Consider the following 26,695-nt stretch of genomic DNA (forward strand, 5'->3'; position numbering starts at 1 on the left):
GATCAGACCTTGTTGCGGGAACCGGCGCCTTGTTAAGGGGCACGTGAACCGAAGTGCAACCATGTAATTGTATGGGGCGCAATCTTGCGCCCCTGATTGAGAAAAAGCCGCCCCGTGGGGCGGCTTTTGCAATTGGATCATCTGCGTGGCGTTACATCAGCGGGGCCTGACCCCAAATGTAGACGGCGAAAAACAGGAACAGCCAGACGACGTCAACGAAGTGCCAGTACCAAGCGGCAGCCTCGAAACCGACGTGTTTCTCGGGCGTAAAGTCCCCCTTCAGGGCGCGGATCAGACAGACCGACAGGAAGATGGTGCCGATAATCACATGCGCGCCGTGGAAACCGGTTGCCATGAAGAAGTTCGAATAGAACTGATCGCCACCGAACTCCCAACCCTCATGGGCCAGTAACTCATAGTATTCAAACGCCTGAAGCGCAGTAAAGGCGATGCCCAGAACGATACCAATGGCCAGACCATTGATCAGCGCCTTGCGGTCATTGTCATGAACAAGCGCGTGGTGGGCCCAAGTAATCGCACAACCTGACAGCAACAGGACCAAAGTGTTGATCAGTGGCAGGTGGAACGGATCAACGGCGTGGATATCCGGCTGGATGTATTCAGTACCGGCATAGTCGTACATCGGATACATGCGATGTTTGAAGAACGACCAGAACCAGGCGAAGAAGAACATCACCTCGGACATCACGAACAGGATAAAGCCATAGCGCAGGCCGATACGCACGACCGGCGTATGATCGCCCTGACGGCTTTCAACCACGACTTCGGACCACCATGCAAACATGGTATAAAGAACCCCGACCAGCCCCATCCAGAAGATCCACGGGGTAATCCCGTGCATCCAAAGAACGGCCCCGAACAGCATCACAAATCCGCTTACCGCGCCGATCAGTGGCCAGATTGACGGGTTCAGAATGTGGTAATCATGGTCTTTTGCGTGTGCCATCAGCGTCCCTCACCTACAGGCGTTAGTTCTTGTTTGTTTCAGCCTGCACATCAAGGGCGGCATAGCCCTCGGGCAGATCAATCTCATAGAATGTATACGACAGCGTGATCGTATGCACATATTTTGCTTCGGGATCTTCGATCAGTTCGGGATCGACGAAGAACGTAACGGGCATCTCGACTCGCTCACCCGGCTCCAACACCTGTTCATCGAAGCAGAAACAGGCGATTTTCTGAAAATACCCCCCGGCGGAATAGGGCGCCACGTTGTAGGACGCCTGCCCTGCGACGGGCTTGTCGGTTGGGTTGTACGCTTCGTAGAACGCCAGACCTGTCTCACCGATACGTATTTTCATCTCGCGTTCGACGGGCTTGAATTCCCACGGCATACCCTTGGCCTTGGAGGCATCAAATCGGACCGTCACCACTTGGTCGAGTATGTCATCAGGGGCTTTCTCGGCAACCCCCGTGGTCCCTCCATACCCCGTGACCCGGCAGAACCAATTATAAAACGGCACCGCTGCCCATGCCAAACCGCCCATAAGGACGACGACGCCGACCAGTTGCGCGACCGTTTTCTGTGGCCCCGTCAACTTCATCAGTTCTGCACCTGCTGCGTCGCCAGACTAAAATCTGTGTTCGAGACCTTGACGACTGTCAGGCCGAAGATGATCACGATAAACGCGGCCAGTGTCAGGCCGACGCCCAGATTGCGGCTGAACCGTCTTTGGTGAAGTTCGTGAGTTTTGCGCAGGCTCATGACCAGCCTCCTAATCCGTAAGGTTTCAACAGGGCCTCGACGAGAATCGCGCCGAAATGCAGAAACAGGTACAGCAGCGACAGTTTGAAGAAACTGCGTTCGACCTTGAAGTTGTCGGCCTCCGAATCGTCTTCGTTTCGACGAGAAATCTGCCAGGCCCCCCGCAGAAACAAGCCATTCAGAACCAGCGCAACAACTAGATAAATCGGGCCTCCGATATCCGAGAACGCAGTCCCCACCGCCAGCAACGCCAGCAACGCGGTATAAACCAGAATATGCCAGCGCGTCGCGCGTCGACCATGGGTGACGGTCAACATCGGCACCCCGGCATCGTCATAGTCCGAGCGCATGAACAAGGCCAACGCCCAGAAATGCGGAGGTGTCCACATGAATGTCAGGGCAAACATCAACCACGGTTCGAGCGTCATCGAGCCAGTGGCCGCGACCCATCCGATGACCGGCGGGAACGCTCCCGCGGCACCACCAATGACGATGTTCTGAGGCGTCGAGCGTTTCAGCCACATCGTGTAGACGACAACATAGAAGAAAATAGTGAAGGCCAGAAACGCCCCTGCAAACCAGTTGGTTGCCAAACCCAGCATAATCACGGACAGGCCAGACAGAGCCAGACCCAGCGCCAATGCCTCGCCTTCTTCAACTTTGCCAGAGGGGATTGGACGGCCTTTGGTGCGCTTCATCACGCGGTCGATATCCGCGTCCCACCACATGTTCAGCGCGCCGGATGCACCGCCACCAATAGCGATGAACAGGATGGCGCAGAAGCCAACAAATGGATGTATCGGAACCGGAGCCGCAAGCAGTCCGACCAAAGCCGTGAATACGACCAGCGACATCACGCGCGGCTTCAGCAGGGCGAAATAATCGCCAAAGCTGGCCTCGTCCGCGCGGGTCTGCGCAGAGACGGTGCTGGCATTGAAGCTTGCGTCGCTCATATCCGGTCCTTTTCGGGGCAAAAGCTGCGCGATTTCCGCGCAGCCCGCATGTGTTTACCTAGGCCGCAAAGGGCTTAGTTCGAGGCCACTTGGTAGGAAGCAGGCTGACCTGCATATTCTTCAAGCGCACCCTGCAGCCACTGTTCATATGCCTCTTCGCTGACCACTTTGACAGTGATTGGCATATAGGCATGGTCTTTACCGCACAGCTCAGAACACTGTCCGAAATAGACGCCTTCCTTGTCTGCTTCGAACCACAGTTCGGCCAGACGACCAGGAACGCCGTCCTGCTTCACGCCGAACGAAGGAATGGTCCAGGAATGGATCACGTCCGATGCAGTAACCTGCATCACGACAATCTTGCCGACCGGAACAACGACCGCGGTGTCGGTGGCGAGCAGCCATTCGTCTTCGCCATAGCCTGCATCGGCCAGCTTCGCCCGCATCGCATCATCCAGAACAAATGGGGTTACGTCGGCATCCGCCGGGCGCGCGCCCTCGTCGAGGGTGGCCGGGTGGCCCAGGAGATAGCTATCGAAGGCAAAGTCATGATCGACATATTCGTAGGTCCAGTACCACTGGTTCCCCACGACTTTGATGGTGATGTCGCCTTCGGGAATCTCTTGTTGCTTGAAAAGAACCGGCAGCGAGAAAGCCCCGATGAAGACCAGAATCAGGATCGGGCCCAAAGTCCAGGCAATCTCAACCGGAGTGTAATGCGAGAACCGAGCCGGGTTCGGGTTTACGCGCTGGTTGTAGCGTACGATGCAGTAAACCAGCAGACCCGCAACAAACACACAGATCGCGGTGATGATCACCAGAATCATGTTGTCCAGCGACTGAATCCCTTCGGCAAGGCTGGTGGCAGCAGGCTGGAACCCCATGCCGCCGTCAACCGGCTTGCCAATAATCTCAAGCTCCTGAGCCATGGCGGGAAGGCTGGAGAGGGCCGTAGCAAGCCCGGAAAGCATCAAAGCATTCTTCATTTTCTGTCCTGATCGTTTGATCTTTGCGTCTCTCGCGAAAAGGTGTGAATCGGTCGCACCTCTCCCGTTGTCTTTGGCCGCGTTAAAAACCATATTCCGTCGGGTAGATAAAGCAAAATGCTTGCGTCAAACAGACGCTATTTTTGATCTGGATCAAACCCGAAAGGTCACAACTGATGACTCAGGCCCCGTTTCGCCCGTTTGAAAGCGTTCTTCCCAAGGATGAAGCGCTTGCTGTACTGAAGGCTGCAACTGATGGCGCCGAGGATGGGGAACTGTTCGTAGAACGGCGCAAATCCGAATCTTTGGTGTTTGATGACGGTCGATTGCGCACGGCTTCTTACGACGCTTCCGAGGGATTCGGTCTTCGCGCGGTGCAGGGTGAAGTGGCTGGATACGCGCATTCAACGGATGTTTCGATTCCCTCTCTGAAGCGTGCAGCCGAAACCGCGCGGTTGGCGGTCGGCGATGGTGGTGGGACGCTGGCCGGGCCACCACGTGCCACCAATACCAGGTTATATACCGATGAAGACCCGATCGAATCCGCCGCCTTCCCGGTCAAAATCGAGACACTGCGCGAGATAGACGCTTTTACCCGTGGTCTGGATTCCCGGGTTGTGCAAGTCAGCGCCACGATTGCCGCTGCAGTGCAGGAGGTCGAGATTCTTCGCCCCGATGGTGTGCAGGTGCGCGATATACGCCCGATGACCCGCCTGAACATCTCGGTTATAGTAGAACAGAACGGCAGACGCGAAAGCGGTTCTGCCGGAGGTGGCGGTCGCGTGGGGCTGGATGGCTTGATCGATCCCTCAGACTGGCAAGATAAGGCGCGTGAGGCTCTGCGGATCGCGATGGTCAATCTGGATGCCGTCCCTGCACCTGCCGGCGTGATGGAAGTCGCGTTGGGCCCCGGATGGCCCGGCATTCTGTTGCACGAGGCCATCGGCCACGGGCTTGAAGGTGATTTCAACCGCAAGGGCAGTTCCGCTTTTGCCGGGCTGATGGGGCAGCAGATCGCTTCGAAAGGTGTAACAGTCGTGGATGATGGGACGATTGCAGACCGACGCGGTTCGATATCAATGGATGACGAAGGTACACCCAGTTCGCGTACAGTTCTGATCGAGGATGGAATCCTCACCGGATATATGCAGGACCGACAGAACGCACGCCTGATGGGCGTTTCTCCAACCGGGAACGGCCGGCGTCAAAGCTACGCCCATAAACCGATGCCGCGCATGACCAATACGATCATGTTGGGTGGCGATGCCGATCCGGCCTCGTTGGTGGCAGATATCAAAGACGGCATCTGGGCTGTGGGCTTCGGCGGTGGCCAGGTCGACATCACCAACGGCAAGTTCGTGTTCTCCTGCACCGAGGCATATCGTGTCGAGAACGGCAAGATCGGCGCTCCGGTCAAAGGCGCGACGCTGATTGGCGACGGCCCCTCGGCGCTAAAACGCATTCGGGGACTGGGCAATGACATGGCGCTGGATCCCGGCATGGGCACATGTGGCAAGGATGGGCAATGGGTGCCGGTCGGTGTCGGCCAACCTACCGTTTTGATGGATGGGCTGACTGTGGGCGGCTCTGCCACCTGAGTCGGCTCAAAAGAAGAATCAAGGCGCGAAGGGTTAACACACTACCCTTCGCGTCAAATCAAAAACTCATCCATGGACTATGTGTGCCAAGAAAATTCGCACGAATTTTCTCTTTTTCTTTCAATGAGATAATCATCTCTCCGAGGGTTGGGTTCGAAAAATACCGATCTAGTTTTATAAGATTCACAGGCTGTTAACCCGCTGCACCGTAAACCAGTTTTGCAATCAGGCGGAGCATCGGATGACCGAAGAGCAGCTTTCTTCCAATCACCCCCCACTCCCACCCACCACGGAAGAGGACCGGTTTTCCTGGCTCCGTCTGTTGCGCTCACGCAAAGTAGGGCCGGCAACATTCCGGCGCTTATTGCGCGAACATGGCTCGGCGCAGAACGCGCTGGCCGCGTTGCCGGAAATGGCGCGCGCTGCCGGGATCGAGGATTATGAAATCTGCCCGTCCGGCGTAATTGAGGCGGAGCTCAAGGCCGCAAAGGTCGCCAAAGCGCGGCTTTTGTGCCTTGGGGCCGCCGATTACCCTTACGCGTTATGTGACCTTTCGGATGCGCCCCCGATGCTTTGGGCAATCGGCGATCCGTCGATCTTGAAACGCCGGGCAATTGCCATGGTCGGGGCACGGAACTGTTCTTCGCTGGGCGCGCGCATGGCGCGGGCGTTGGCGACGGATCTGGGTAAGCAAGACTATGTCGTGGTCTCGGGGCTTGCCCGCGGCATTGACACCTCGGCGCACCTCGCCACGTTGGCGACCGGTACTGTGGCAGTGTTAGCAGGTGGGGTAGATGTGATTTATCCGGCCGAAAATGCCGATCTTGCGCGAGATATCGCAGAAACCGGTCTTCGCCTGTCTGAACAACCGATGGGCACAACACCTCAGGCACGACATTTTCCGCGCCGCAATCGCATTATCTCGGGTCTGGCGCAGGCAGTGGTCGTTGTCGAGGCCGCGGCGAAATCCGGCAGCTTGATCACCGCGCGGGACGCCCTGGACCAAGGGCGCGAGGTTCTGGCCGTGCCCGGCCATCCCTTTGACGCCCGCGCGGCAGGATGCAATCTGCTGATCCGAGACGGGGCGACACTCGTCCGCAATGCAGAAGACGTGATTGATGCTTTGCCCAAGCAACAGCTACAATCTTCTGCCCAACAAATCCCACCGCTTGGACCCGACGCAGACTCAGCCGAATTCACGCCCCAAGCCTTGCACGAGGCGATTCTGACTCGACTTGGCCCATCTCCGATCGCGGAAGACCAGTTGATCCGGGACATCGCTGCATCTGCGGGCGAAGTCGGCCCTGTGTTGGTCGATCTGGAGCTTGAGGGCAAGATTCAGCGGCAACCAGGCGGCCTGCTATCACTTTGCGCCTAAGCTATCGAACGGATTCGACACCGGATTCCGCGAGCGGTGCGGCCAGAACCGGCTTGAATTCAGAGTATTTTTAGTAGTGAAAACGAACGCATTGACAATTCGATCTTGCCCCACACATTTTGCACGGTCATACAAAGCGCAAAATCCGTCGAGCGAGGATTCCTCTTAAATGCCCGTAGTTGTTGTAGAATCTCCGGCCAAAGCAAAAACGATCAATAAGTATCTTGGCCCCGACTACACCGTTTTGGCCTCATATGGCCATGTGCGGGACCTGCCGCCGAAGGATGGGTCGGTCGATCCCGAGCATGAATTTTCAATGAAATGGGAGGTCGGCAATGACAGCCGTAAGCATGTCAAGGCGATCGCCGACGCTCTGAAAGAAGACAACGCACTGATCCTCGCGACTGACCCTGATCGAGAAGGCGAGGCAATCAGCTGGCACCTCCAAGAAGCGCTGACCAAGCGGCGTTCGATCAAGAAGGACACGCCAGTCAGCCGCGTAACGTTCAACGCGATCACCAAGGACGCCGTGACCGAGGCGATGCAGAACCCGCGTGAGGTCGATATGCCGCTGGTCGAGGCTTACCTGGCCCGCCGCGCGTTGGACTATCTGGTAGGGTTCAACCTGTCACCCGTTCTGTGGCGCAAGTTGCCGGGTGCCCGTTCAGCGGGGCGCGTGCAATCGGTCTGCCTGCGCCTCATCGTTGAACGCGAGATGGAGATCGAAGCCTTCAAGCCGGTCGAATACTGGTCGGTCAAAGCTGTGTTCGAGACGCCTAGGGGACAAACCTACGAGGCGCGTCTAGTCACGCTGGCAGGCAAGAAACTGGACAAGCACGATCTGGCCAACGCAACGCAGGCTGAGCTGGCGGTTCAGGCGATCACCAGCCGTGATCTGAGCGTGACGTCCGTCGAGGCCAAGCCTGCCGCGCGCAACCCCTCTGCCCCGTTCATGACGTCGACCTTGCAGCAAGAAGCCAGCCGCAAGTTCGGCATGGGCGCACGCCATGCAATGCAGGTGGCCCAGCGGCTGTATGAGGCCGGATACATCACCTATATGCGAACCGACGGCATCGACATGGCCCCCGAGGCCGTGGCGGCAGCGCGCGATGCAATCGCCGACCGTTATGGTGCGGAATACGTGCCAGACAGCCCGCGCATGTACAAAAACAAGGCCAAAAACGCTCAGGAAGCACACGAGTGTATTCGCCCGACAGATATGTCGCGCGATGCTAAGGCGCTGAAGGTGACCGATGAGGATCAGCGCAAGCTTTATGATCTGATCTGGAAACGCACCATTGCCTGTCAGATGGCTGCCGCACGGCTTGAACGCACGACTGTCGAGATTACCAGCACGGACGGTCAGGTTGGCCTGCGCGCCACCGGTCAGGTGGTGCTGTTCGATGGCTTCATGCGCGTTTACGAAGAAGGCCGCGATGACGTGGTCGACGATGACGACAAGCGCTTGCCACAGATCATGCAGGGCGATCCCGCACGTTTTGCAAAGACCTCGCTGCGTGATCAGTTTGCCAAGGCCACCGCCGACTCGGAAAAGGCCGCCATTCTGGCCGAGAACGAATCCGTTCTGGCGCTGCAGCACCACACCCAACCCCCCCCGCGCTATACAGAGGCCACGCTGGTCAAACGGATGGAAGAGCTGGGGATCGGGCGTCCGTCGACCTATGCCTCGATTGTCACCACGATTCAGGATCGTGAATATGTACGTAAAGACAAGAATCGGCTGATCCCCGAAGAAAAGGGCCGGATCGTCACCATCTTCCTGCTGAATTTCTTTCGCCAGTATGTGGGCTACGAGTTCACCGCCAATCTGGAAGAAGAGCTTGACGACGTCAGCGCAGGTGAACGCGACTATAAGGATCTGCTGGGAAAGTTCTGGCGCGATTTCTCTGCCGCGATTGGTGAGACATCGGAGCTGCGTATCTCGGAAGTGCTGGACAAGCTGGACGAAGCGCTGGCACCGCAGCTGTATCCGCCGCGTGAAGATGGCTCGGACCCGCGCATTTGCCCGAAATGCGGTGTTGGGCAGTTACATCTGAAAACTTCGCGCACCGGCGGGTTTGTCGGTTGTGGCAACTATCCTGAGTGCACTTATACCCGTCCGATCGCTGGTGAGGGCGCGGAAGGTGACGAGCGTTTGCTGGGCGAAGATGGGGGCGATGAGATCTGGCTGAAATCCGGTCGATTTGGGCCATATGTCCAGCGCGGAGAGCCCACGCCTGAAAACAAGAAGCCTCCTCGTGCGTCCCTGCCCCGTGGCTGGAGCAAAGACGACATGGATCTGGAGAAAGCTCTGACGCTTCTGTCCTTGCCTCGTCAGATCGGCGAGCACCCCGGAGGCGGCATGATCAGTTCGAACTTTGGTCGCTTTGGACCTTATCTAATGCATCAGTTGGCCGACGAGGCAAAGCCTGTCTACGCCAACCTCAAAGACCCGAACGATGTGTTTGAGATCGGCATGAACCGCGCCGTCGAACTGTTGGCCGAAAAACGCGCCAATCCAGGTCGCGGACGTCGGGCGGCCGCGAAGCCGCTGAAAGAGCTGGGCGACCATCCCGATGGCGGCGCGATGCAGGTACTGGACGGGCGCTATGGACCGTATGTGAAATGGGAAAAGGTCAACGCGACGATCCCCAAAGACATCAAACCCGAGGATGTGACCCAGGAAATGGCCATCGAACTGGTCAATGAACGCGCGGCCAAGAAAGGCACAAAGAAAAAGGCAGCCCCCAAGAAGAAAGCTGCTGCCAAGAAGACCACCAAGAAAGCAAGTTAGGTAGAAATACCACCTGACCCTTGGATTCGTTGACTTCCCCGTGACGTGGCGGCACAAATCGGCCCAACACCATGTCATTGGGGGAGTTTTCCATGAAGAAAATCTATGACAATGCCGATGAGGCGCTCGATGGGGTGATATCGGACGGCATGCTGATCGCCGCGGGCGGCTTTGGGCTGTGCGGTATCCCGGAAATGCTGCTTGAAGCGATCAAGGCCTCAGGCGCGAAGGACCTGACGTTTGCCTCAAACAACGCAGGTGTGGATGATTTTGGCATCGGCATCCTGCTGCAAACCAAGCAGGTCAAAAAGATGATCAGCTCTTACGTTGGGGAAAACGCCGAATTCATGCGCCAGTATCTCAGTGGAGAACTGGAGCTGGAATTCAATCCACAAGGCACACTGGCCGAGCGGATGCGGGCCGGTGGCGCTGGCATCCCCGGGTTTTACACCAAGACGGGCGTGGGAACGGTGATCGCTGAAGGCAAAGAGCACAAGGACTTCAACGGCGAGACCTATATCATGGAGGAAGGCATCTTCGCCGACCTCGCGATCGTAAAGGCGTGGAAAGCCGATGACACCGGGAACCTCGTGTTCCGCAAGACCGCCCGCAACTTTAACGTGCCCGCAGCGACTTGCGGCAAGATTTGTGTGGCTGAGGTTGAAGAAATCGTCCCGCGCGGCTCGCTGGACCCGGATGGCATCCACCTGCCCGGCATCTATGTGCATCGCATTATCCAAGGCAGCCACGAAAAGCGCATCGAACAGCGCACCACCCGCAAGAAGGAGGACGCATAATGCCCTGGGATCGCAATCAGATGGCCGCACGTGCGGCAGAAGAGCTGGAAGACGGCATGTATGTGAACCTCGGCATCGGTATTCCGACGCTGGTGGCGAACTATGTAGGGGACAAGGACATCACCCTACAGTCCGAAAACGGTATGCTGGGCATGGGGCCTTTCCCGTTTGAGGGCGAGGAAGACGCTGACCTGATCAACGCAGGCAAGCAGACGATTACCGAACTGTCCCGCACCTCTTACTTCGATAGCGCGACCTCGTTCGCCATGATCCGAGGCGGTAAGATCGCTGCTGCGATTTTGGGTGCGATGGAAGTGGACGAGAAAGGAGACCTGGCCAACTGGATGATCCCCGGCAAGCTGGTCAAAGGTATGGGCGGTGCGATGGATCTGGTCGCTGGCGTTGGTCGCGTAATTGTAGTGATGGATCACACCAACAAGCATGGTGATTCAAAAGTGCTGAAGGAATGCACGCTGCCTCTGACTGGCCAAGGCGTTGTGGATCGCATCATCACCAATCTGGGTGTTCTGGATGTCGTCGAAGGCGGCCTGAAGATCGTCGAACTGGCCGATGGCGTCAGCGAGGACGAGATGCGAGGAGCGACTCAGGCAACAATCGTAGATTGACCTCAGGCCAATGAAACATAAGGCCCGCTGCGACGCGGGCCTTTTTTAGTTCGAAGTCTGAAAAATGCAGGGGTCCGAAACGAACTGCGGTGTTGTTGTACAAAGAGCACTCGCGACCTGAAACGCGGCCAGAACCTTGGGCACGTAGTCTCTGGTCTCGGCATAAGGTGGCACACCACTATGCTTGCGCACGGCCCCTTCGCCGGCATTGTAACCTGCCAATACGAGAATCGGGTCATTGTCGAACTCGTTCATAAGCCAATGCAGGTATTTCACCCCACCTTCGATATTCTGTTCAGGTTTCAGGCTGTCCTCTACCCCAAAACGTTCGGCGGTAGCTGGCATCAATTGCATTAAGCCCTGCGCCCCGGCAGAACTGACAGCCTGTGTGCGGCCCGCAGACTCTACTGAGATCACGGCTAGGACAAGTGCGGGTGAGACATTGGTCCCTACGGTCGAACGTAGAATATCCACCCCTCGCTTTTCTGCGATGTCTTGCAAGGTCTGCAGACGCGGCGCCGCGACACCCGTGGCAGTAAGCGCTCGAACGGCCTCTCTCAGCCTACCTGCGCTGGCCTGCGCCAGATCGGGGGATACCCGGCTCCAGAATGCTTTATAAGAGCCAACTGGCTTGGTCGCCCCCGCAATCTTCTGAGGAACCGATGGGGGCGGCTTTGCGATAGCGGCAATCTCAGGCACTTCCAGCTTGGCGCCAGTGCTGGGGGCTGATGGTGATGCAGCATGTTGTTCGGGCGTGATTTGAATCGTCACGCGCGGACGTGTCCCCGGTTTAGGGGCCTTTATGCGCTTATAGACACCGCGCGGCTCGGTTTCGGTTGCAGTGACAGGAATTGCACCCGTCATCAGAAACACCGCTGCACCGGCGCATATTACTGCGTCCCGGAAATACATTTGCCTGCCTCGATTTCTTATCTTTTGAAGCATTTTGAACATCATAACGGCCCGCAACACCAGAAAAACCAAGCGAATTGGGGCAATTTCGCCTCAATTGCCGCCATTTTGCATCGCCCACACAACGGAAGTACAAAAAAGGTGTGATTTTTTTTATTTATTTCCAACTAGTTACTAAATTCACCAACAAAAAATTAAGCTTTGAGCAAAAAAATATTGGTTTGGCCCAATTCCTGCCACGCACAGGGGTCAAACATATATCCATACCGAGACGATCGGGAGCGGACTGAGAGAGAAAGCTCTGAAAGACGCCGAGGTTAATTAATTTTTGATCCTTTAGGAGGGACATAACATGATCAAGTTCATCAAGAACTTCCGCAAAGACGAAGACGGCGCCGTAACTGTAGACTGGGTCGTTCTGACCGCAGCTGTTGTTGGCCTGGCAGCCGTTGCTTACAACCAGATCCACAATGGTGCCAGCAGCCTGGCAGGCAACATCGATGACGCTCTGGGTTCGGTAACTGTGACAGTTCCGGATACCGATTAATCTGTTATCGGTCTAGCATAACAACTTGGGGCCATGTCTTTACTCAAAGGCGTGGCCCCTTTGTTTTCAGAAGAGAGCGATCCGGTATAGTCCAATGTTAAAAAGAGTACATAGTTTCCGAACCGATGAGACCGGCGCGATAACCGTAGACTGGGTGGTTTTAACTGCTGCAATCGCAGGTCTCGCCGCAATAATCTATTTCATCCTGAGCCAAGGACTTCTAACAGCGGGACAGCCGATCGCAAATGTAGAAGTAGAAGAGATGGTCTTTGAGTAGCGCGGGCCCGTTCCCATTTACTAGCGAGACGGCAACCCTGCGAATAAGCGTATTTTCTGCCAAAAATTACCGGGATTGTCCGCTTTTTCGACACAATTGAAAAATATCTTGGATCCTGAATCGATGTGACTTCAAGAGTCGCGGTCTACGGAAAATAAAGAGGGACAAATGCGAGCTGTTTTTGGACTTGTTCTTATCATCGGGGTCGCGTTGGCCGGTGGTGCTGTCTATATGGCACGCGAATACATCACGGACAATCAGGCCAAACTTGCTCAGGAACGCAAGTTGCGCGAAGAGGCGCTTGCCAATGCGCAGGCGGGCATCGTCCCGACCGTAGGCGTTTTGGTTTCGAATCGCTCCTTCAAATACGGCGAACGTTTGAACCAGGAAGATATCCGCGTCGTTCAGTGGCCAGAGGATGCGATTCCCGAGGGTGCCTTTGTGGACATGACAACCCTATTCCCGGAAATCAAAAACAATGAACGATTCGTTCTCCGCGCGATGGAGAAAGACGAAGCGATTATGGAAGTCAAAGTCACCAATCCAGGCGAGACTGCTGGCCTCAGGTCACAATTGCCCAAGGGGATGCGCGCATTTGCGATAAGCGTTGATGTGGCATCTGGCGTATCGGGCTTTTTGCGCCCAGGCGATACGGTGGACGTGTATTGGACCGGCTCATTACGTGGCACCAGCGATTCTGGCCGCGGTGAGATTACTCGTTTGGTACTGACGAACATCGAATTGGTCGCTGTTGATCAGTCGGCGGGTCTGGATGTGACCGGCACAACCATTGCTCGCACGGTCACAGTTGCAGCGACGCCACAACAGATCGCCGCTTTGGCACAGGCTCAGAACACGGGTCGCATGTCGCTGGCACTGGTTGGCGCTCAAGATGACAAGGTGGCAGAGGTGGTTGAAGTCGATCAGCAGTCTTTGCTTGGCATTGAAGAGAGGGCCCCGGCCCCCGTCGCAGCTCCGGAGAAGGTCTGCACAATCCGCACCCGTCGTGGTGGCGAGACGGTAGAGACCCCAATTCCCTGCACAAACTAACTAAGTTTCAGACCTTTACGAGACAAAGACCGCGCATTTTGCGCGGTCTCTTTCTTTGTGTTGTTGCGCATAATCCACATAAGAAACTTTCCAGAAACCATTGATTATTGCAATAAATCTGGTTCTGTCGCAGGGTTTCATAGCATAGGGCATAAGACCCAAAAAAAATCGAGTGGTGATCGGAGAGGCAGGTCACATGACAATACGTTCCTGGATCAGCGCAACCCTGCTGGGGTTGTCGCTAGTTGTGAGCCCAATCGGCGATGCCGCTTGGGCCCAAAATCTTCGCGTGGTTAAAAAGGGTACAGCGGAAACGCTGGATGTCCCCGTAAATCGCGCAATCGTGGTGGAAAGCGAACAACCGTTCGCAGACATCAGCATTGCCAATGCAGGCATAGCGGATATTTCGACCCTGTCGGACCGCACTATCTATGTTCTCGGTCGGGCACCGGGTACAACCACCCTGACAATGTTCGACGGCGCGGGTAATCTGATTACCAACGTGCGTGTGCGTGTTTCCCCTGATGTTTCGGAATTCAAAGAACGCTTGCGTCAGATTCTTCCCAGTGAGCGAATCGAGGTTCGGACCGCCAATGATGGGATCGTCTTGTCGGGAACAGTTTCCAGCAGTGCCAAACTGGCGCGTGCGCTTGAGTTGGCAGAACGGTATGCCCCTGAACGTGTATCGAACCTGATGAATGTCGGTGGCGTGCAGCAGGTCATGCTGAAAGTGCGCTTTGCGGAAATGAACCGCTCTGTAGCCAAAAACTTGTCGGCATCGTTGGGCTTTGGCGGTGGCGACACCACTGCGGGCTTCAATTCCTTGAATAACCAGGGCGCACTGAACAACGCACTGGCGAACAACATCCCGTTTGTTCAGACAAATTCCGGTGCCATTCTCTTCGGTTTCGGCGCGGGGTCGACACAGGTTAGACTGCTTTTGGAAGCCCTTGAAACCAAGGGTTTGGTTCGCAGCTTGGCAGAACCGAATCTTTCTGCACTGTCTGGCCAAGAGGCGGAGTTCCTTGCCGGTGGTGAGGTGCCAATCCCAGTACCCCAAGGCGACGGTGTCGTTGCGATCGAGTATCGTCAGTTTGGCGTACAGCTGCTGTTTGTTCCGCGCGTCGTCGATGGCAACCTAATCAACCTGGAACTGGGTGCATCAGTATCGAGCATCGACCAGAGTGCGAACTTCACGATCAACGGCGATAATGTTCCCAGCTTCATCACGCGTCAAACCCGGACAACCATCGAGTTGCGCGACGGTGAGAGCTTTGCCATTGCAGGCCTAATCCAGGATGATTTCACGGATCTGAACAGCCAGGTTCCCTGGCTTGGCGATGTGCCTGTGTTGGGCGCGTTGTTCAGGAGCGCTCAGTATCAGCGTGAGCAGAGTGAATTGATCATCATCATTACCGCGCATCTGGTGTCGCCCACTCGTGGCGAGGCGCTTGCCCTGCCGACCGATCGTGTGAAACCGCCCAGCGAGTTCGATCTGTTCGTAAACGGCAAGATCTCTCGGACTGAACGCGCCGGAAATGGTGCAGCCTCTGAAGTTGCCAATCAGGATTTTGGCACCTCTTACGGCTACGTGCTGGACTGATAGAGAGGATAGAACCAATGGAAAAGTGGATCATCACACTGGGTCTTTCGGTTGCTGTCGCCGGTTGTACACGCGAGGCCGGGTACGAAATCGATCAGGGCACGTTTGGTAACGCTACACTGAACAACATTCAGGTCATGAATGGTGAGTTGACGTATGGCCAAATCCTCGCGCGGCGTTTCGCTGCCGAGGTGCCAACACAGATCAACTTTGCCTTCGATAGCGCGCAATTGGACGCTTCGGCGCAACGAATCCTGTTGCAGCAGGCGGCCTGGATCAAACAGTTCCCCGAGGCGCGGTTCCGTGTCTATGGGCACACGGATGCCGTTGGCTCTGAGGCATATAACAAGCGATTGGGCCAGCGCCGCGCCAATGCCGCCGTTGCATTCCTGACACGACAAGGAATATCGCGCTCACGGTTGGAAGCCGTTGTTTCCTTTGGCAAATCCAGGCCGCTGGTTGCCACCCAAGATCGGGATCGACGCAATCGGCGGACAGTGACCGAGGTATCCGGCTTCTTCGACCGGCATCCAAATATTCTGGATGGAAAATATGCGGACGTGATCTATCGCGAATACATCTCAAGCGCGATCCCGATAAGCGATATCCAACGGCAAGAAGACGCCGGTGGTACCAGCGACTAATAAATAGGAAATGGGCGGCATTGTCGCCCATTTCCCTACAATTGGTTCTTTTGCGCCCAATTCTTGCCTAACTTCCAAGCCACTTTGTGAACAATTGGGTGACCTGCGGCCAAAATCGACCGCATCGGGCGACAGCATACCAGAACTGAATCTTCTCGCGTTCAAATGGTTTGCTCAGCCCTCTCGATGAGGATTGTGTTAATGACGAGCGCGACGCCGCAAGACGATAATAACGCCATTTTGGCCTGTACCATCAGCCGTGATGTCCAGAACTTCGACCTTTTGATCGAGGATATGGAAGCTGCGCTGGGCGAACGCTGGGGTGATCTTGGATTTGCCGAAGCGCTTGCGTTCTTTAGCCAACCCGAAGCCAAGACGCTTCAATTTGTAGCGCTGGCGCTGGACGGCGATGACGAAGACAACCTGACACTGATGGGTGAGATCATCACTCAGGCCAAGGAAAAAGGCATCAAGGTTGTCTTGATCGCCGAGGATGTCACCCCTGCCGCATTGCATCAGCTGCTACGCAGAGGTGCGGACGAGTTTGTCCCCTACCCGCTTCCCGAAAATGAACTTCAGGAAGCCATCGATCGTATGCAACAACCCGATCCGGTTGTGGCACCACAAGCAGCGCCTACTGCGACGAACGGCTCCTCGAAAGAAGGGGCGCTTTTTGTCGTGCAGGGCCTGGCAGGTGGTGTCGGTTCTACAACCATGGCGGTCAATCTGGCATGGGAACTTGCAACGGCTTCAGCCAAAGAAGCCCCGAAAGTGTGCCTGATCGATCTGGATCTGCAATACGGCACAGTTTCGACCTATTTGGATCTGCCTCGTCATGAAGCCGTGTTCGAAATGCTCTCAGACACGGATTCGATGGACGAAGACTCTTTCGGACAGGCGCTCCAGACGTTTGAAGAGAAGCTGCAAGTTCTAACAGCACCATCTGACATGGTGCCGCTGGACATCATCACGCCTGAGGACATTCAGCGAGTGATCGACACCGCACGCGCGAATTTTGATTATGTCGTCATAGACATGCCAAAAACACTTGTTCACTGGTCAGAAACGGTTCTGCAGGCCGCCCATGTCTATTTTGCCTTGCTCGAGCTGGATATGCGCTCGGCCCAGAATGCATTGCGTCTGAAACGGGCACTGCAGGCCGAGGAATTACCCTTCAACAAACTGCGGTTTGCTATGAATCGGGCTCCGAAATTTACCGATCTCAACGGTAAAAGCCGGGTTAAACGTATGGGCGAAAGTCTGGGTATTTCCATTGATCTGCTTCTGCCCGATGGCGGCAAACCCGTCATGCAAAGCGGCGACCACGGTTTACCGCTGGCAAATTCAGCGGCCAAGAACCCACTGCGCCGGGAAATCGCCAAATTGGCTCAATCGCTTCATAGCCTTGGCAGCAGTGACGCCGAAGCCGCATAACTCAAAGGGGAGCTGCCGTGTTTTCAAGATACAAAAAACAGCCTTCGGCGCAGCCGGTTGAAACCCAGGCGTCGAAAGTCGAGGCCCCGGCAGCGGCAGCTGCGGCACCAGCTGCCAACGCAATTGCGCGCAAGCCGGTCAAGAAAAAGGCAGCAGAAGTTGTTGGAAACGACAAGGAACGCAAACGCAAGGAACGGCTGGGCGAAATCAAGCTTGAGCTGCACCGCGAGCTTCTTGAAAACCTGAACCTCGCAGCCCTTGAAAAAGCTGAAGAATCCGAGCTGCGGACAGAAATCAGCGCGATTGCCAGCGAAGTTCTGGAAGCCCGCAACATCGTTCTGAACCGTGAAGACCGCAGCCAGCTGAACAAAGAGCTTTATGACGAGGTCACCGGTCTCGGGCCGCTGGAAGCGCTGCTACAAGACGACTCGGTCAACGATATTCTGGTCAACGGCCCCCAGCAGATTTTTGTCGAACGGGCCGGTAAGCTTGAGATCAGCGACATCACGTTCAAAGACGAAAAGCACCTGATGCGGATCATCGACAAGATCGTTTCTGCCGTTGGTCGCCGTGTCGATGAATCCAACCCGTATGTTGACGCCCGCTTGGCTGATGGCTCACGTTTCAATGCGATGGTGCCGCCGATCGCGGTGGATGGTTCGCTTGTTTCCATTCGTAAGTTTAAGAAAGACAAGCTCGGCATCGACGATCTGGTCAATTTCGGTGCGTTTACCGAAGAAATGGCAGCCTATCTGCAAGCCGCCGTGTCGACTCGTCTGAATATCATTGTTTCGGGCGGTACCGGTTCCGGTAAAACGACAACGCTGAACGCGCTGTCGAGCTTTATCGACGACGCCGAGCGCATTCTGACCATTGAGGATACCGCGGAACTTCAGCTGCAGCAGACCCATGTGGGTCGGATGGAAAGCCGTCCGCCCAACGTTGAAGGCAAAGGCGAGGTCAGTCCACGCGATTGTTTGAAAAACGCCCTGCGGATGCGCCCCGACCGCATCATCGTGGGCGAGACCCGTGGCGCCGAAGTGATCGATATGCTGCAGGCCATGAATACCGGCCACGACGGATCAATGACCACGATCCACGCGAACTCGGCCCGTGACGGTATCTCGCGTCTTGAAAACATGATCGCCATGGCGGGGATCGAAATGCCGATCAAAGCGGTCCGCAGCCAGATCTCGTCGGCTGTGAATCTGATCGTTCAGGCCAGCCGTCTGCAGGATGGTTCGCGCCGGATGACATCAATCACCGAAATTACCGGCATGGAAGGTGACGTCATCTCGATGCAGGAAATATTTAAATTTCAACGTGTTGGCCTGACCCCCGACAACAAGATCATCGGTCATTTCACCGCCACAGGTGTGCGCAGCCACTATTCCGAGCGCTTCCGTCTGTGGGGCTTCGATCTGCCCGCCTCGATCTACGATCCAACCACGATGTAGGAGAACCAAGATATGCAACTGCCTGTCGAGGCGCTCATCTACATCGTGATTTTCGTCGGGGTCTTTGCCCTGGTCGAAGGTATCTATCTCGTCGCATTCGGAAAATCGATCAGCCTGAACAGCCGCGTCAATCGCAGGCTGGACATGATCGATAAGGGCGTCGGGCGCGAGCAAGTACTGGAGCAGCTGCGCAAGGAAATGCAGCAGCACATGAAGTCGCAGAGCATACCGCTCTACTCGCTATTGGCAGACAAGGCGCAGAAGGCGGCGATCGCTTTCTCTCCTCGGCAGTTGATTGTGATCATGGCACTGGTTTCAGGGCTGGCTTTTGTAGGTTTGAGCGTAGGAACAGCGACCGAACCGACGCTTCGGGCGGCTCTATCGGTCGCGATCGGGGTCGGAGCGGTGTACGCTTGGGTCAATAACAAAGCCAATAAACGTATGGCCTTGATTGAAGAACAATTGCCCGACGCGGTGGAACTGATGGTTCGGTCACTTCGTGTCGGAAACCCATTTGTTTCTTCGATCCAAATCGTTGCTAACGAGGTCGAGGACCCCCTTGCGACAGAGTTCGGTGTTATCTCGGATGAATCCGCTTATGGCCGGGATGTCGGTGAAGCACTCAAAGATATGGCAGAGCGGCTGGACATGCAGGATTTACGGTTTTTGGCCGTCGCCGTTTCGATCCAGCAGCAATCGGGGGGTAACCTTGCCGATATTTTGGCTGGATTGGCCAAGGTGATCCGCGCGCGTTTCCGACTGTTCCGCCGGGTGAACGCTATCACCGCCGAAGCCAAATGGTCAGGTAAATTCCTGTCGGGTTTCCCGGTCGCCTGTCTTCTGTTCATCATGGTTAAGGACCCGAACTACTACGACGCCGTAATCGACGATCCGCTTTTCATTCCGGCATGTTTCTTTGTCGGCATCACGCTGACCCTGAACCTGATCGTCATGCGTATCCTGACCGACATTAAGGTTTAAGAGGCCCAAAGATGGAATTTTTGAACCAGATCAATGAACTGTTGAAGCAGAACTTGGGTGAATTCGGTCCGCTGATTGTCGTGGGCGTTTTGGGATTGTTCATGATCCTGGTCACAATCCCGCTGATGCTGAACCAGCCGGAAGACCCACTAAAGAAGTTGCAGCGGTCAAATTCACCGCCAAAAAACAACAAGAAAGAAAAGAAAGAGCGTCTCAGAACAGCCAGCCGGAACGAACAGCTTGAGAAGTTCGCCAACTTTCTCGAACCAAAGAACGAAGAAGAGTATACCGCCGTTCAACTCAAGTTGAGGCAAGCCGGCTATCAGTCCAAGGACGCGGTTCGTTTCTATCACTTCGCTCAGTTCGCATTGGGCATAATCGGGATCCTGATCGGCGTCTCGCTGGTTACCGTGTTTGCGGGCGATCAGGAATTTGACTCGACACAAATCCTCATTCGCGTTCTGGGACCTGGTATTGCGGGTTACTTCGTGCCCAAATACTGGATCACGCGGCGCGTAGAGGAACGCAAGGAAGCGATCGTAAATGGTTTCCCTGATACGCTCGATCTGATGTTGGTATGCGTCGAGGCCGGGCAGTCCTTGGATCAGGCCATTGTACGGGTCGCGTCTGAGATGAAAGCATCTTACCCAGACATCGCGCTTGAGTTCGAGGTTGTCGCCTACGAAATGAAAGCCGGTAAAGAAAAGGACACCGTTTTGCGCGACTTCGCGACGCGATGCGGCGTTCAGGACGTTAGTGCGTTCGTCACCGTGATGATCCAATCAGCGACATTCGGGACATCCATTGCCGAAGCGTTGCGGGTTTATGCCGATGAAATGCGTGACAAACGCGTGATGCGCGCCGAAGAGGCAGCGAATAAGTTGCCAACCAAAATGACCCTTGCGACAATGATGTTGACCGTCCCTCCTCTGCTGGTCATCCTTGTTGGACCTTCGGCAAAAGGTATTATGGAGTTTGGAAACCGATAACGCCTTCCCGCTTCTTCGCTGGGTTGCCAAATCAGGTTGTTGGCACCTTCGTATGACAATTCAGGCCGCCATGGTTTTCACCATGGTGGCCTCTTGCACTGAAACAGGCGCGACAGACGATCCGTTTGCCCCTGGCGTCGACCCAGATGGGCCTGCGGTAGATGAGGTGACCGTCGGAAACCGATTGATGGCGGCGGGCGAATATGAGCTTGCACTTGAATCCTTCACCCGTGCCGCGTTGCAACAGGGTATGACCCCGCAAATCCTGACTTCGCTTGGGACAGCTAATTTGGGATTGCGCCGGATTGGCCAAGCTGAACCGCTACTGCGTCGTGCTGTCGAGGACGATCCCGAGTGGCCTGTGGCATGGAACAACCTGGGTGTCTTCTTGGTGGAAACGGGCGAATATGCCGAAGCCGCGCAGATGTTCCGCAGAGCCTATGCGCTGGACAATGGCGAAAGTGACGCAATCCGCGACAATCTGCGGTTAGCACTCGCAAAAATGGAAAATCCTGTTAATAATACCCCTCAAGAACAAGAATTTGAACTGGAGCAGCGCGGCAACGGGCAATTTGTTCTGCGTAAAATCCAGTAATAGAGGCAGAGCAGTAAAGGACGCACAAAAATGCGCCAACCCTTCTTGATTCCGACGATGCTGGCGTGCGGGCTGGTTTTGGCCGCCTGCGCAAAGGAAACCGAAGAGGAAAAGGTTGAACGTACTTTTCAGGAAGTGAACGTTATCGACGAGACCAACCTGAATGACGTGATGCTGAATGCGGCCGATCCCAATGAGGCGGTGACCTATTTCCAAAGTGCGGCCGCCAAGAACCCCGACCGCATCGACCTGCAACGAGGACTAGCGATCACGCTGACCCGTGCCAAGCGCAGCACTGAAGCTTCCGCCGCGTGGAAACGAGTGCTGAGCATGAAAGGGGCCAACAACGCCGACCGTGTCGAATACGCTGATGCGCAGATTCGCAGCGGCAACTGGGACGGCGCAAAGGCGACATTGGACAAGATCCCCCCTACATATGAAACCTTTAAACGGTATCGGCTTGAAGCGCTGGTGGCAGATGCCAAAAAAGACTGGAATCGCGCCGACCATTACTACGAAACCGCGGTGGGCCTGACGACCCGCCCTGCCGGAGTCATGAACAACTGGGGCTATTCCAAACTAACGCGCGGGCAATATGCGGAAGCCGAGCGGCTGTTTACCGACGCCATTAGGCAGGACAATTCTATGTTCACCGCCAAGAACAACCTTGTTCTGGCGCGCAGCGCGCAAGGCAACTACAGCGTCCCTGTTGTCCCAATGACGCAGACCGAACGGGCGAAACTGTTGAACACCATGGCCATTTCAGCCGTGAAACAGGGGAATATCAACCTGGCCAAGAACCTCTATCGCGAGGCGATTTCCACCCACCCGCAGCATTATGACGAGGCGGTCCGCTCGCTTCGGGCCCTTGAGGACGCCTGATCCATGATCATACCAGCGGCAGCGGCGGCCTGGTTTCTACCTTTTGTTCTGCCGATCTGTTTCTACGTTGCCTTTACGGATATGCGTGAGATGCGGATCAAGAACCACGCTGTCGTCGCGCTGGCGGTTGTTTATCTCATCGTCGGGCTTATCGCATTGCCACCGTGGTCCGGTCCGTGGATCCCCGGCAACATCGGGCCGTTAACCCTGACCCTGCCTGTCTACGGATGGCAGCTGCTTCACATGGTTGTCCTTCTTGTTATCGGCATCGTGCTAAATGCAGCTGGTGTGATGGGGGCCGGAGACGCGAAGTTCTGTGCCGCAGCCGCAGCGTTTGTCTGGGTCGGTGACCTGATGTGGGTCATGGTGATTCTGACGGCAACTCTGCTGGGAGCGTTCTTTGCACACCGGTTGGCGAAATACACCCGGCTGCGCCAGATCGCACCACATTGGGAAAGCTGGGATCGCGGCAAACAGTTCCCTATGGGTCTGACGCTGGCTGGCAGCCTCGTTGTTTATTTGATTTTGGGCATAATCCACGGATCGTGAACAATCATCAGCGCGCCTTGCCCGCGCCTTTGTCCTGCCACAAATCCGCGCCAAATTCTTCCAAAGCGGCCCCGCAAGGGCCTTTTGCGTGATTTTTGGATGGACGAGCCCCGCTCATGAATATGCAGACCTCCTCTGTGATTGCCCCCCCTGCCCCTAAAGGCCTGGGAGAAATGCAACTTCCGCTGGTGATGATGCGGGACATTCTGTTGAAGACCGTCTTTCGCAAGAACGTGGATACGGTCAGCGAAATTGCGGGTGCCATCTGTCTGCCCGGGTCCGTGACACAGGAACTAGTTGATATCGCACGCGAGCAGAAACTGCTTGAAGCGACCGGGACTCTGAACGCCAACTCCGGCAATGAAATGGGCTATCAGCTGACCGATGCGGGCAAAGCGCGGGCGTTGGACGCGTTGAGCCAGTCTGAATATTTCGGTGCGATGCCGGTGCCGCTCGATGTTTACCGCGAGCAGGTCAAGCGCCAGTCGATCCGCAACATTCAAGTCACTCGCGACCAGCTAACTGGCGCGATGGGCCATCTTGTTCTGCCCGACAGCCTGCTGGATCATCTGGGCCCGGCGGTCAGCGCCGGTCGCTCAATTCTGATGTATGGCCCTCCGGGCAATGGTAAATCCTCGATCTCGAACGGCATTCGTGATGCTTTGGGGGACAACGTCTATGTTCCGCGCGCAATCGAATATGCCGGTCAGGTGATTACGGTCTACGATCCGATCGTGCACACCGCGATCGAGCAAGAAGAGGACGATCCCAACAGTCTGCGCCGTCGCAAGCGGTTCGACACTCGCTATGTTCAATGCGAACGTCCCACCGTTGTGACTGGTGGTGAACTGTCACTGAGCATGCTGGATTTGGTCTACAACCCCACCGCGCGTACCTATCAGGCGCCTTTGCAGCTGAAATCCACCGGCGGCATCTTCATCGTGGACGACCTTGGACGTCAGGCAGAGCCCCCTCAGGCCCTGATCAACCGCTGGATTGTTCCGCTTGAAGAAAGCAAGGATATCCTTGGCCTGCAATCGGGTGAGAAGTTCGAAGTACCATTCGACACGCTGGTTATATTTTCGACCAACTTCCACCCGAATGAGATTTTCGACCAAGCGGCCCTGCGCCGGATTTTCTTCAAGATCAAAATCGACGGCCCGAACCAAGAGAACTTCCTGAAGATCTTTGCCATGGTCGCCCGCAAGCGCGGTATGCCACTAGACGAGGCGGCGTTGGTGCATTTGCTGAAGGTCAAATACCCGACCATCAACAACATCTACGCAAACTATCAGCCGATCTTCCTGATCGACCAGATGATCTCAATCTGCGAGTTTGAGGGTATCCCTTATCAGATGAGTCCGGACCTGATCGACCGAGCCTGGGCCAACATGTTCGTGAAGGAAGAAAAGATCATTCACTGATCCCCTTGTCCTGGTTTCCATGGCCTGAGGGCTGCGCTAGGTTTGCCGGATGGTGCAGATTCCCCCGGCAATCCAAAACTGGTTTTCGAACAAAGGCTGGTCGATTCATCCACATCAGCAAGAAATGTTTGAGCGGGCGAATGATCCCGCGACCCTTCTTATCGCTCCAACTGGTGGCGGGAAAACCATGGCCGGGTTTCTGCCTTCCCTGGCCGAGTTGGCGCTGGGGCAGCATGACGGATTGCACACGCTTTATGTGTCTCCTCTCAAGGCGCTGGCAGCGGATATCAGGCGCAATCTGCGCGTTCCCGTCGAGGAAATCGGCCTACCAATTCGGATCGAAGATCGCACCGGCGACACATCGGCCACGCAGAAGAAACGCCAGCGCGCCGATCCTCCACATATCCTGCTGACCACGCCCGAGAGTCTGGCGTTACTTACTTCATACGAAGATGCTCCGCGCATGTTTGCTGGGGTCCAGCGCATTGTTGTCGACGAAATACATGCACTGGCAGAAAGCAAACGGGGGGATCAATTGATGCTGGCGCTGGCACGATTGCAGACACTCTGCCCCGATCTGCGCCGCGTTGGCTTGTCCGCCACTGTTGAAGACCCCGAAGGCATCGCACGATTTCTAGCCCGCAATCCCGATCCTTGCCGAGTTATTCAGGCTGATCCCGGCCCTGACCCCGATATCTCGATGCTGCAAACACAAGAGATGCCGCCATGGTCGGGCGGTGGCGCAGCCTATTCCATCCCCGCTGTGATGGAGCAGATCAAAAAGCACAAGACGACACTTATCTTTCACAATACTCGGGCGCAGGCCGAGATTTTCTTTCACAACCTCTGGCTCGCCAACGACGACGCTCTGCCCATCGGCATTCACCACGGCAGCCTGGATCGGCAACAACGCGAACGGGTCGAGGCCGCGATGGTCAGGGGTGATCTGAGGGCAATTGTCTGCACCGGCAGCCTCGATCTGGGGATCGACTGGGGCGATGTGGATCTGGTGATCCAGATCGGCGCGCCGAAGAACGTCAAGCGGCTAGTGCAGCGGATCGGGCGCGCAAATCACCGCTACAATGCCCCTTCCAAAGCTATTCTCGTCCCAGCCAACCGGTTCGAAGTGGTCGAATGTGTTGCTGCACTGGAAGCTGTGCAAGAACATGATCTGGATGGCGACCCCCGCGGGCCAGGACCCAGGGACGTTTTGTGCCAGCATATTCTGATCGCCGCCGCAGCGGGACCGTTTGATGCAGATGCACTCTACGCCGAAATGACGGCTGCCGGGCCTTATGCGCAGATCACCCGTGCTGAATTCGATGCCTGTTTGGAATTCTGCGCCACCGGTGGATATGCCCTGCGAGCCTATGATCGGTGGCAGAGGCTTCAGCAGCGCCCGGATGGAGCCTGGCAATTGCGCGACCCGAGGGCGGCACAGCGTATCCGCATGAACCTTGGCACGATTCAGGACACCGACACGCTGAAGGTTCGGCTTAAGCGCAATCGCGGGGGCAAGCCTCTGGGTGAGGTAGAGGAGGGATTCGCGGCCTCGCTAACCCCTGGTGATACCTTTCTGATCGGTGGTCAGATCGTCCGCTATGAGGGTCTGCGAGAGATGGTGGTCGAGGTCAGCCGCCGCGCTGACCGCAAGCCCAAGATCGCGACCTTTTCGGGTACTAAGTTCGCCACGTCCACCCAGCTGAGCGACCGAATCCTACGGATGTTCGCACAGCCGGATTGGCCTCAACTGCCCGGACATACTGCCGAATGGCTGGGTCTTCAGCGCGAGATATCACGCCTGCCGCAAAGTGACCGCCTGTTGATTGAGAGCTTCCCTGACAGGGGGCGCGAGCATCTATGCGTCTACGGATTTGCCGGCCGCAATGCGCAACAGACGCTGGGCTTGCTGTTGACCAAACGCATGGAGGAAACCGGCCTTGCGCCGCTGGGATTTGTAGCCACTGACTATGCCACCTTAATCTGGGGGCTGGATGCGGTGACCGATCCGCGCCCACTATTTCAGTTGGACGCGCTACGAGAAGGATTGGAGACTTGGCTGGCGGGTAACGCCGTGATGAAACGCACATTTCGTGCTTCGGCCACAATCGCGGGCTTGATCGAACGCAACACTGGTGGGCAGCGCAAGAGTGGTCGGCAGGCGACATTTTCGTCAGATATCCTCTATGACACCTTGCTGAAATACGATCCTGAACATCTGCTGATGCAAATCACCCGCGAAGAGGCCATGCGCGGGTTGGTCGATTTCGGACGGATCGAAGCCATGGTCGCCCGGATCGGAGACCGGATTGACCTGCTGCGGCTAGACCGCGTCTCACCCCTGGCGGCGCCTCTGTTCCTCGAAGTTGGCAAAGTCCCCGTCAAGGGTGAAGCCGAGGAACGCCTGCTTGCGGAAGAAAGTGCCCGTTTACTGCAGGCGGCCGGATTGCAACCGGCATAAACCACTTGCGCAATCCGCAAAATCGTATGAAG

25 protein-coding genes are annotated in these 26,695 nt (G+C 56.1%); 19 read left to right on the forward strand and 6 right to left on the reverse strand.

Going from position 1 to position 26,695, the window contains the following annotated elements; translation table 11 throughout:
* Positions 1-151: 151 nt before the first annotated feature.
* The 5 genes from ACR0BI_RS07215 to coxB form a co-directional block, all read right to left on the reverse strand.
* A complete protein-coding gene (locus ACR0BI_RS07215) occupies positions 152-967 on the reverse strand; it encodes a cytochrome c oxidase subunit 3 (protein WP_170397316.1) in 816 nt (271 codons plus the stop codon).
* A 22-nt stretch (positions 968-989) separates the two neighbouring features.
* A complete protein-coding gene (locus ACR0BI_RS07220) occupies positions 990-1,565 on the reverse strand; it encodes a cytochrome c oxidase assembly protein (RefSeq protein WP_170397318.1) in 576 nt (191 codons plus the stop codon).
* Positions 1,565-1,726 (reverse strand): hypothetical protein, encoded by a 162-nt coding sequence (locus ACR0BI_RS07225; protein WP_170397320.1) that lies wholly within the window; start codon positions 1,724-1,726, stop codon positions 1,565-1,567. Before ACR0BI_RS07225 ends, ACR0BI_RS07220 begins: the two co-directional genes overlap by 1 nt.
* A complete protein-coding gene (cyoE, locus tag ACR0BI_RS07230; RefSeq protein WP_170397322.1) occupies positions 1,723-2,679 on the reverse strand; it encodes a heme o synthase in 957 nt (318 codons plus the stop codon). The genes ACR0BI_RS07225 and cyoE overlap by 4 nt, the downstream gene beginning before the upstream one ends.
* 74 nt (positions 2,680-2,753) lie before the next feature.
* Positions 2,754-3,665, reverse strand: coding sequence for a cytochrome c oxidase subunit II (gene coxB, locus ACR0BI_RS07235; RefSeq protein WP_170397324.1), 912 nt, complete (start codon positions 3,663-3,665; stop codon positions 2,754-2,756).
* A gap of 176 nt (positions 3,666-3,841) precedes the next feature.
* Here coxB and tldD point away from each other — a divergent pair, with 176 nt between their 5' ends.
* The 5 genes from tldD to ACR0BI_RS07260 all read left to right on the forward strand — a co-directional run bounded on the left by tldD (position 3,842) and on the right by ACR0BI_RS07260 (position 10,858).
* On the forward strand, positions 3,842-5,263 hold the full coding sequence (tldD, locus tag ACR0BI_RS07240) for a metalloprotease TldD (RefSeq protein WP_170663870.1): 1,422 nt from the start codon (positions 3,842-3,844) through the stop codon (positions 5,261-5,263).
* 241 nt (positions 5,264-5,504) lie between these two features.
* The gene (dprA, locus tag ACR0BI_RS07245) at positions 5,505-6,641 is read left to right on the forward strand and encodes a DNA-processing protein DprA (protein WP_480561160.1); all 1,137 of its coding nucleotides are present in this window, start codon (positions 5,505-5,507) and stop codon (positions 6,639-6,641) included.
* Positions 6,642-6,810: 169 nt separating this feature from the next.
* Positions 6,811-9,435: a type I DNA topoisomerase gene (gene topA, locus ACR0BI_RS07250; protein WP_480561159.1), complete on the forward strand. Its 2,625-nt coding sequence runs from the start codon at positions 6,811-6,813 to the stop codon at positions 9,433-9,435.
* 92 nt (positions 9,436-9,527) lie between these two features.
* Positions 9,528-10,232, forward strand: coding sequence for a CoA transferase subunit A (locus ACR0BI_RS07255; RefSeq protein WP_170404323.1), 705 nt, complete (start codon positions 9,528-9,530; stop codon positions 10,230-10,232).
* Positions 10,232-10,858: a 3-oxoacid CoA-transferase subunit B gene (locus ACR0BI_RS07260; protein WP_170397333.1), complete on the forward strand. Its 627-nt coding sequence runs from the start codon at positions 10,232-10,234 to the stop codon at positions 10,856-10,858. The genes ACR0BI_RS07255 and ACR0BI_RS07260 overlap by 1 nt, the downstream gene beginning before the upstream one ends.
* A gap of 45 nt (positions 10,859-10,903) precedes the next feature.
* On the opposite strand, the gene ACR0BI_RS07265 is transcribed toward ACR0BI_RS07260, so the two are convergent.
* Complete coding sequence (locus tag ACR0BI_RS07265) at positions 10,904-11,770, reverse strand: lytic transglycosylase domain-containing protein (protein WP_480878354.1); 867 nt, start codon at positions 11,768-11,770, stop codon at positions 10,904-10,906.
* Between the two features lie 352 nt (positions 11,771-12,122).
* On the opposite strand from ACR0BI_RS07265, the gene ACR0BI_RS07270 reads away from it, so the two are divergent.
* The 14 genes from ACR0BI_RS07270 (at position 12,123) to ACR0BI_RS07335 (ending at position 26,663) form a co-directional block, all read left to right on the forward strand.
* Positions 12,123-12,317, forward strand: a complete 195-nt coding sequence (locus ACR0BI_RS07270) for a hypothetical protein (protein ID WP_170511390.1) — start codon at positions 12,123-12,125, stop codon at positions 12,315-12,317.
* Positions 12,318-12,411: 94 nt separating this feature from the next.
* Positions 12,412-12,594, forward strand: a complete 183-nt coding sequence (locus ACR0BI_RS07275; protein ID WP_170397339.1) for a hypothetical protein — start codon at positions 12,412-12,414, stop codon at positions 12,592-12,594.
* A gap of 168 nt (positions 12,595-12,762) precedes the next feature.
* Entirely contained in the window at positions 12,763-13,644 is an 882-nt protein-coding gene (cpaB, locus tag ACR0BI_RS07280; protein ID WP_170424295.1) for a Flp pilus assembly protein CpaB, read from the forward strand.
* A 196-nt stretch (positions 13,645-13,840) separates the two neighbouring features.
* Positions 13,841-15,247, forward strand: coding sequence for a type II and III secretion system protein family protein (locus tag ACR0BI_RS07285; RefSeq protein ID WP_170397343.1), 1,407 nt, complete (start codon positions 13,841-13,843; stop codon positions 15,245-15,247).
* A 17-nt stretch (positions 15,248-15,264) separates the two neighbouring features.
* Entirely contained in the window at positions 15,265-15,891 is a 627-nt protein-coding gene (locus tag ACR0BI_RS07290; RefSeq protein WP_170397345.1) for an OmpA family protein, read from the forward strand.
* Positions 15,892-16,092: 201 nt separating this feature from the next.
* On the forward strand, positions 16,093-17,325 hold the full coding sequence (locus tag ACR0BI_RS07295) for a CpaE/TadZ family protein (RefSeq protein ID WP_480561157.1): 1,233 nt from the start codon (positions 16,093-16,095) through the stop codon (positions 17,323-17,325).
* 17 nt (positions 17,326-17,342) lie between these two features.
* Positions 17,343-18,782: a TadA family conjugal transfer-associated ATPase gene (locus ACR0BI_RS07300; RefSeq protein WP_170397349.1), complete on the forward strand. Its 1,440-nt coding sequence runs from the start codon at positions 17,343-17,345 to the stop codon at positions 18,780-18,782.
* A gap of 12 nt (positions 18,783-18,794) precedes the next feature.
* Positions 18,795-19,763 (forward strand): type II secretion system F family protein, encoded by a 969-nt coding sequence (locus tag ACR0BI_RS07305; RefSeq protein ID WP_170397358.1) that lies wholly within the window; start codon positions 18,795-18,797, stop codon positions 19,761-19,763.
* A gap of 11 nt (positions 19,764-19,774) precedes the next feature.
* Positions 19,775-20,752 (forward strand): type II secretion system F family protein, encoded by a 978-nt coding sequence (locus tag ACR0BI_RS07310; protein ID WP_170397360.1) that lies wholly within the window; start codon positions 19,775-19,777, stop codon positions 20,750-20,752.
* 52 nt (positions 20,753-20,804) lie between these two features.
* Positions 20,805-21,347, forward strand: coding sequence for a tetratricopeptide repeat protein (locus tag ACR0BI_RS07315; RefSeq protein ID WP_370644360.1), 543 nt, complete (start codon positions 20,805-20,807; stop codon positions 21,345-21,347).
* Positions 21,348-21,377: 30 nt separating this feature from the next.
* Positions 21,378-22,229, forward strand: coding sequence for a tetratricopeptide repeat protein (locus ACR0BI_RS07320; protein ID WP_170397362.1), 852 nt, complete (start codon positions 21,378-21,380; stop codon positions 22,227-22,229).
* Between the two features lie 3 nt (positions 22,230-22,232).
* Positions 22,233-22,778, forward strand: a complete 546-nt coding sequence (locus ACR0BI_RS07325; RefSeq protein ID WP_170397363.1) for a prepilin peptidase — start codon at positions 22,233-22,235, stop codon at positions 22,776-22,778.
* A gap of 116 nt (positions 22,779-22,894) precedes the next feature.
* Complete coding sequence (locus ACR0BI_RS07330; protein ID WP_170397365.1) at positions 22,895-24,202, forward strand: ATPase; 1,308 nt, start codon at positions 22,895-22,897, stop codon at positions 24,200-24,202.
* Positions 24,203-24,251: 49 nt separating this feature from the next.
* Positions 24,252-26,663 carry a ligase-associated DNA damage response DEXH box helicase gene (locus tag ACR0BI_RS07335; RefSeq protein WP_170626469.1) on the forward strand — a complete coding sequence of 804 codons (2,412 nt, stop codon included), beginning with the start codon at positions 24,252-24,254 and terminating at the stop codon, positions 26,661-26,663.
* Positions 26,664-26,695 lie beyond the last annotated feature (32 nt).

The sequence above is a fragment of the Ruegeria sp. E5 genome (assembly GCF_056534105.1).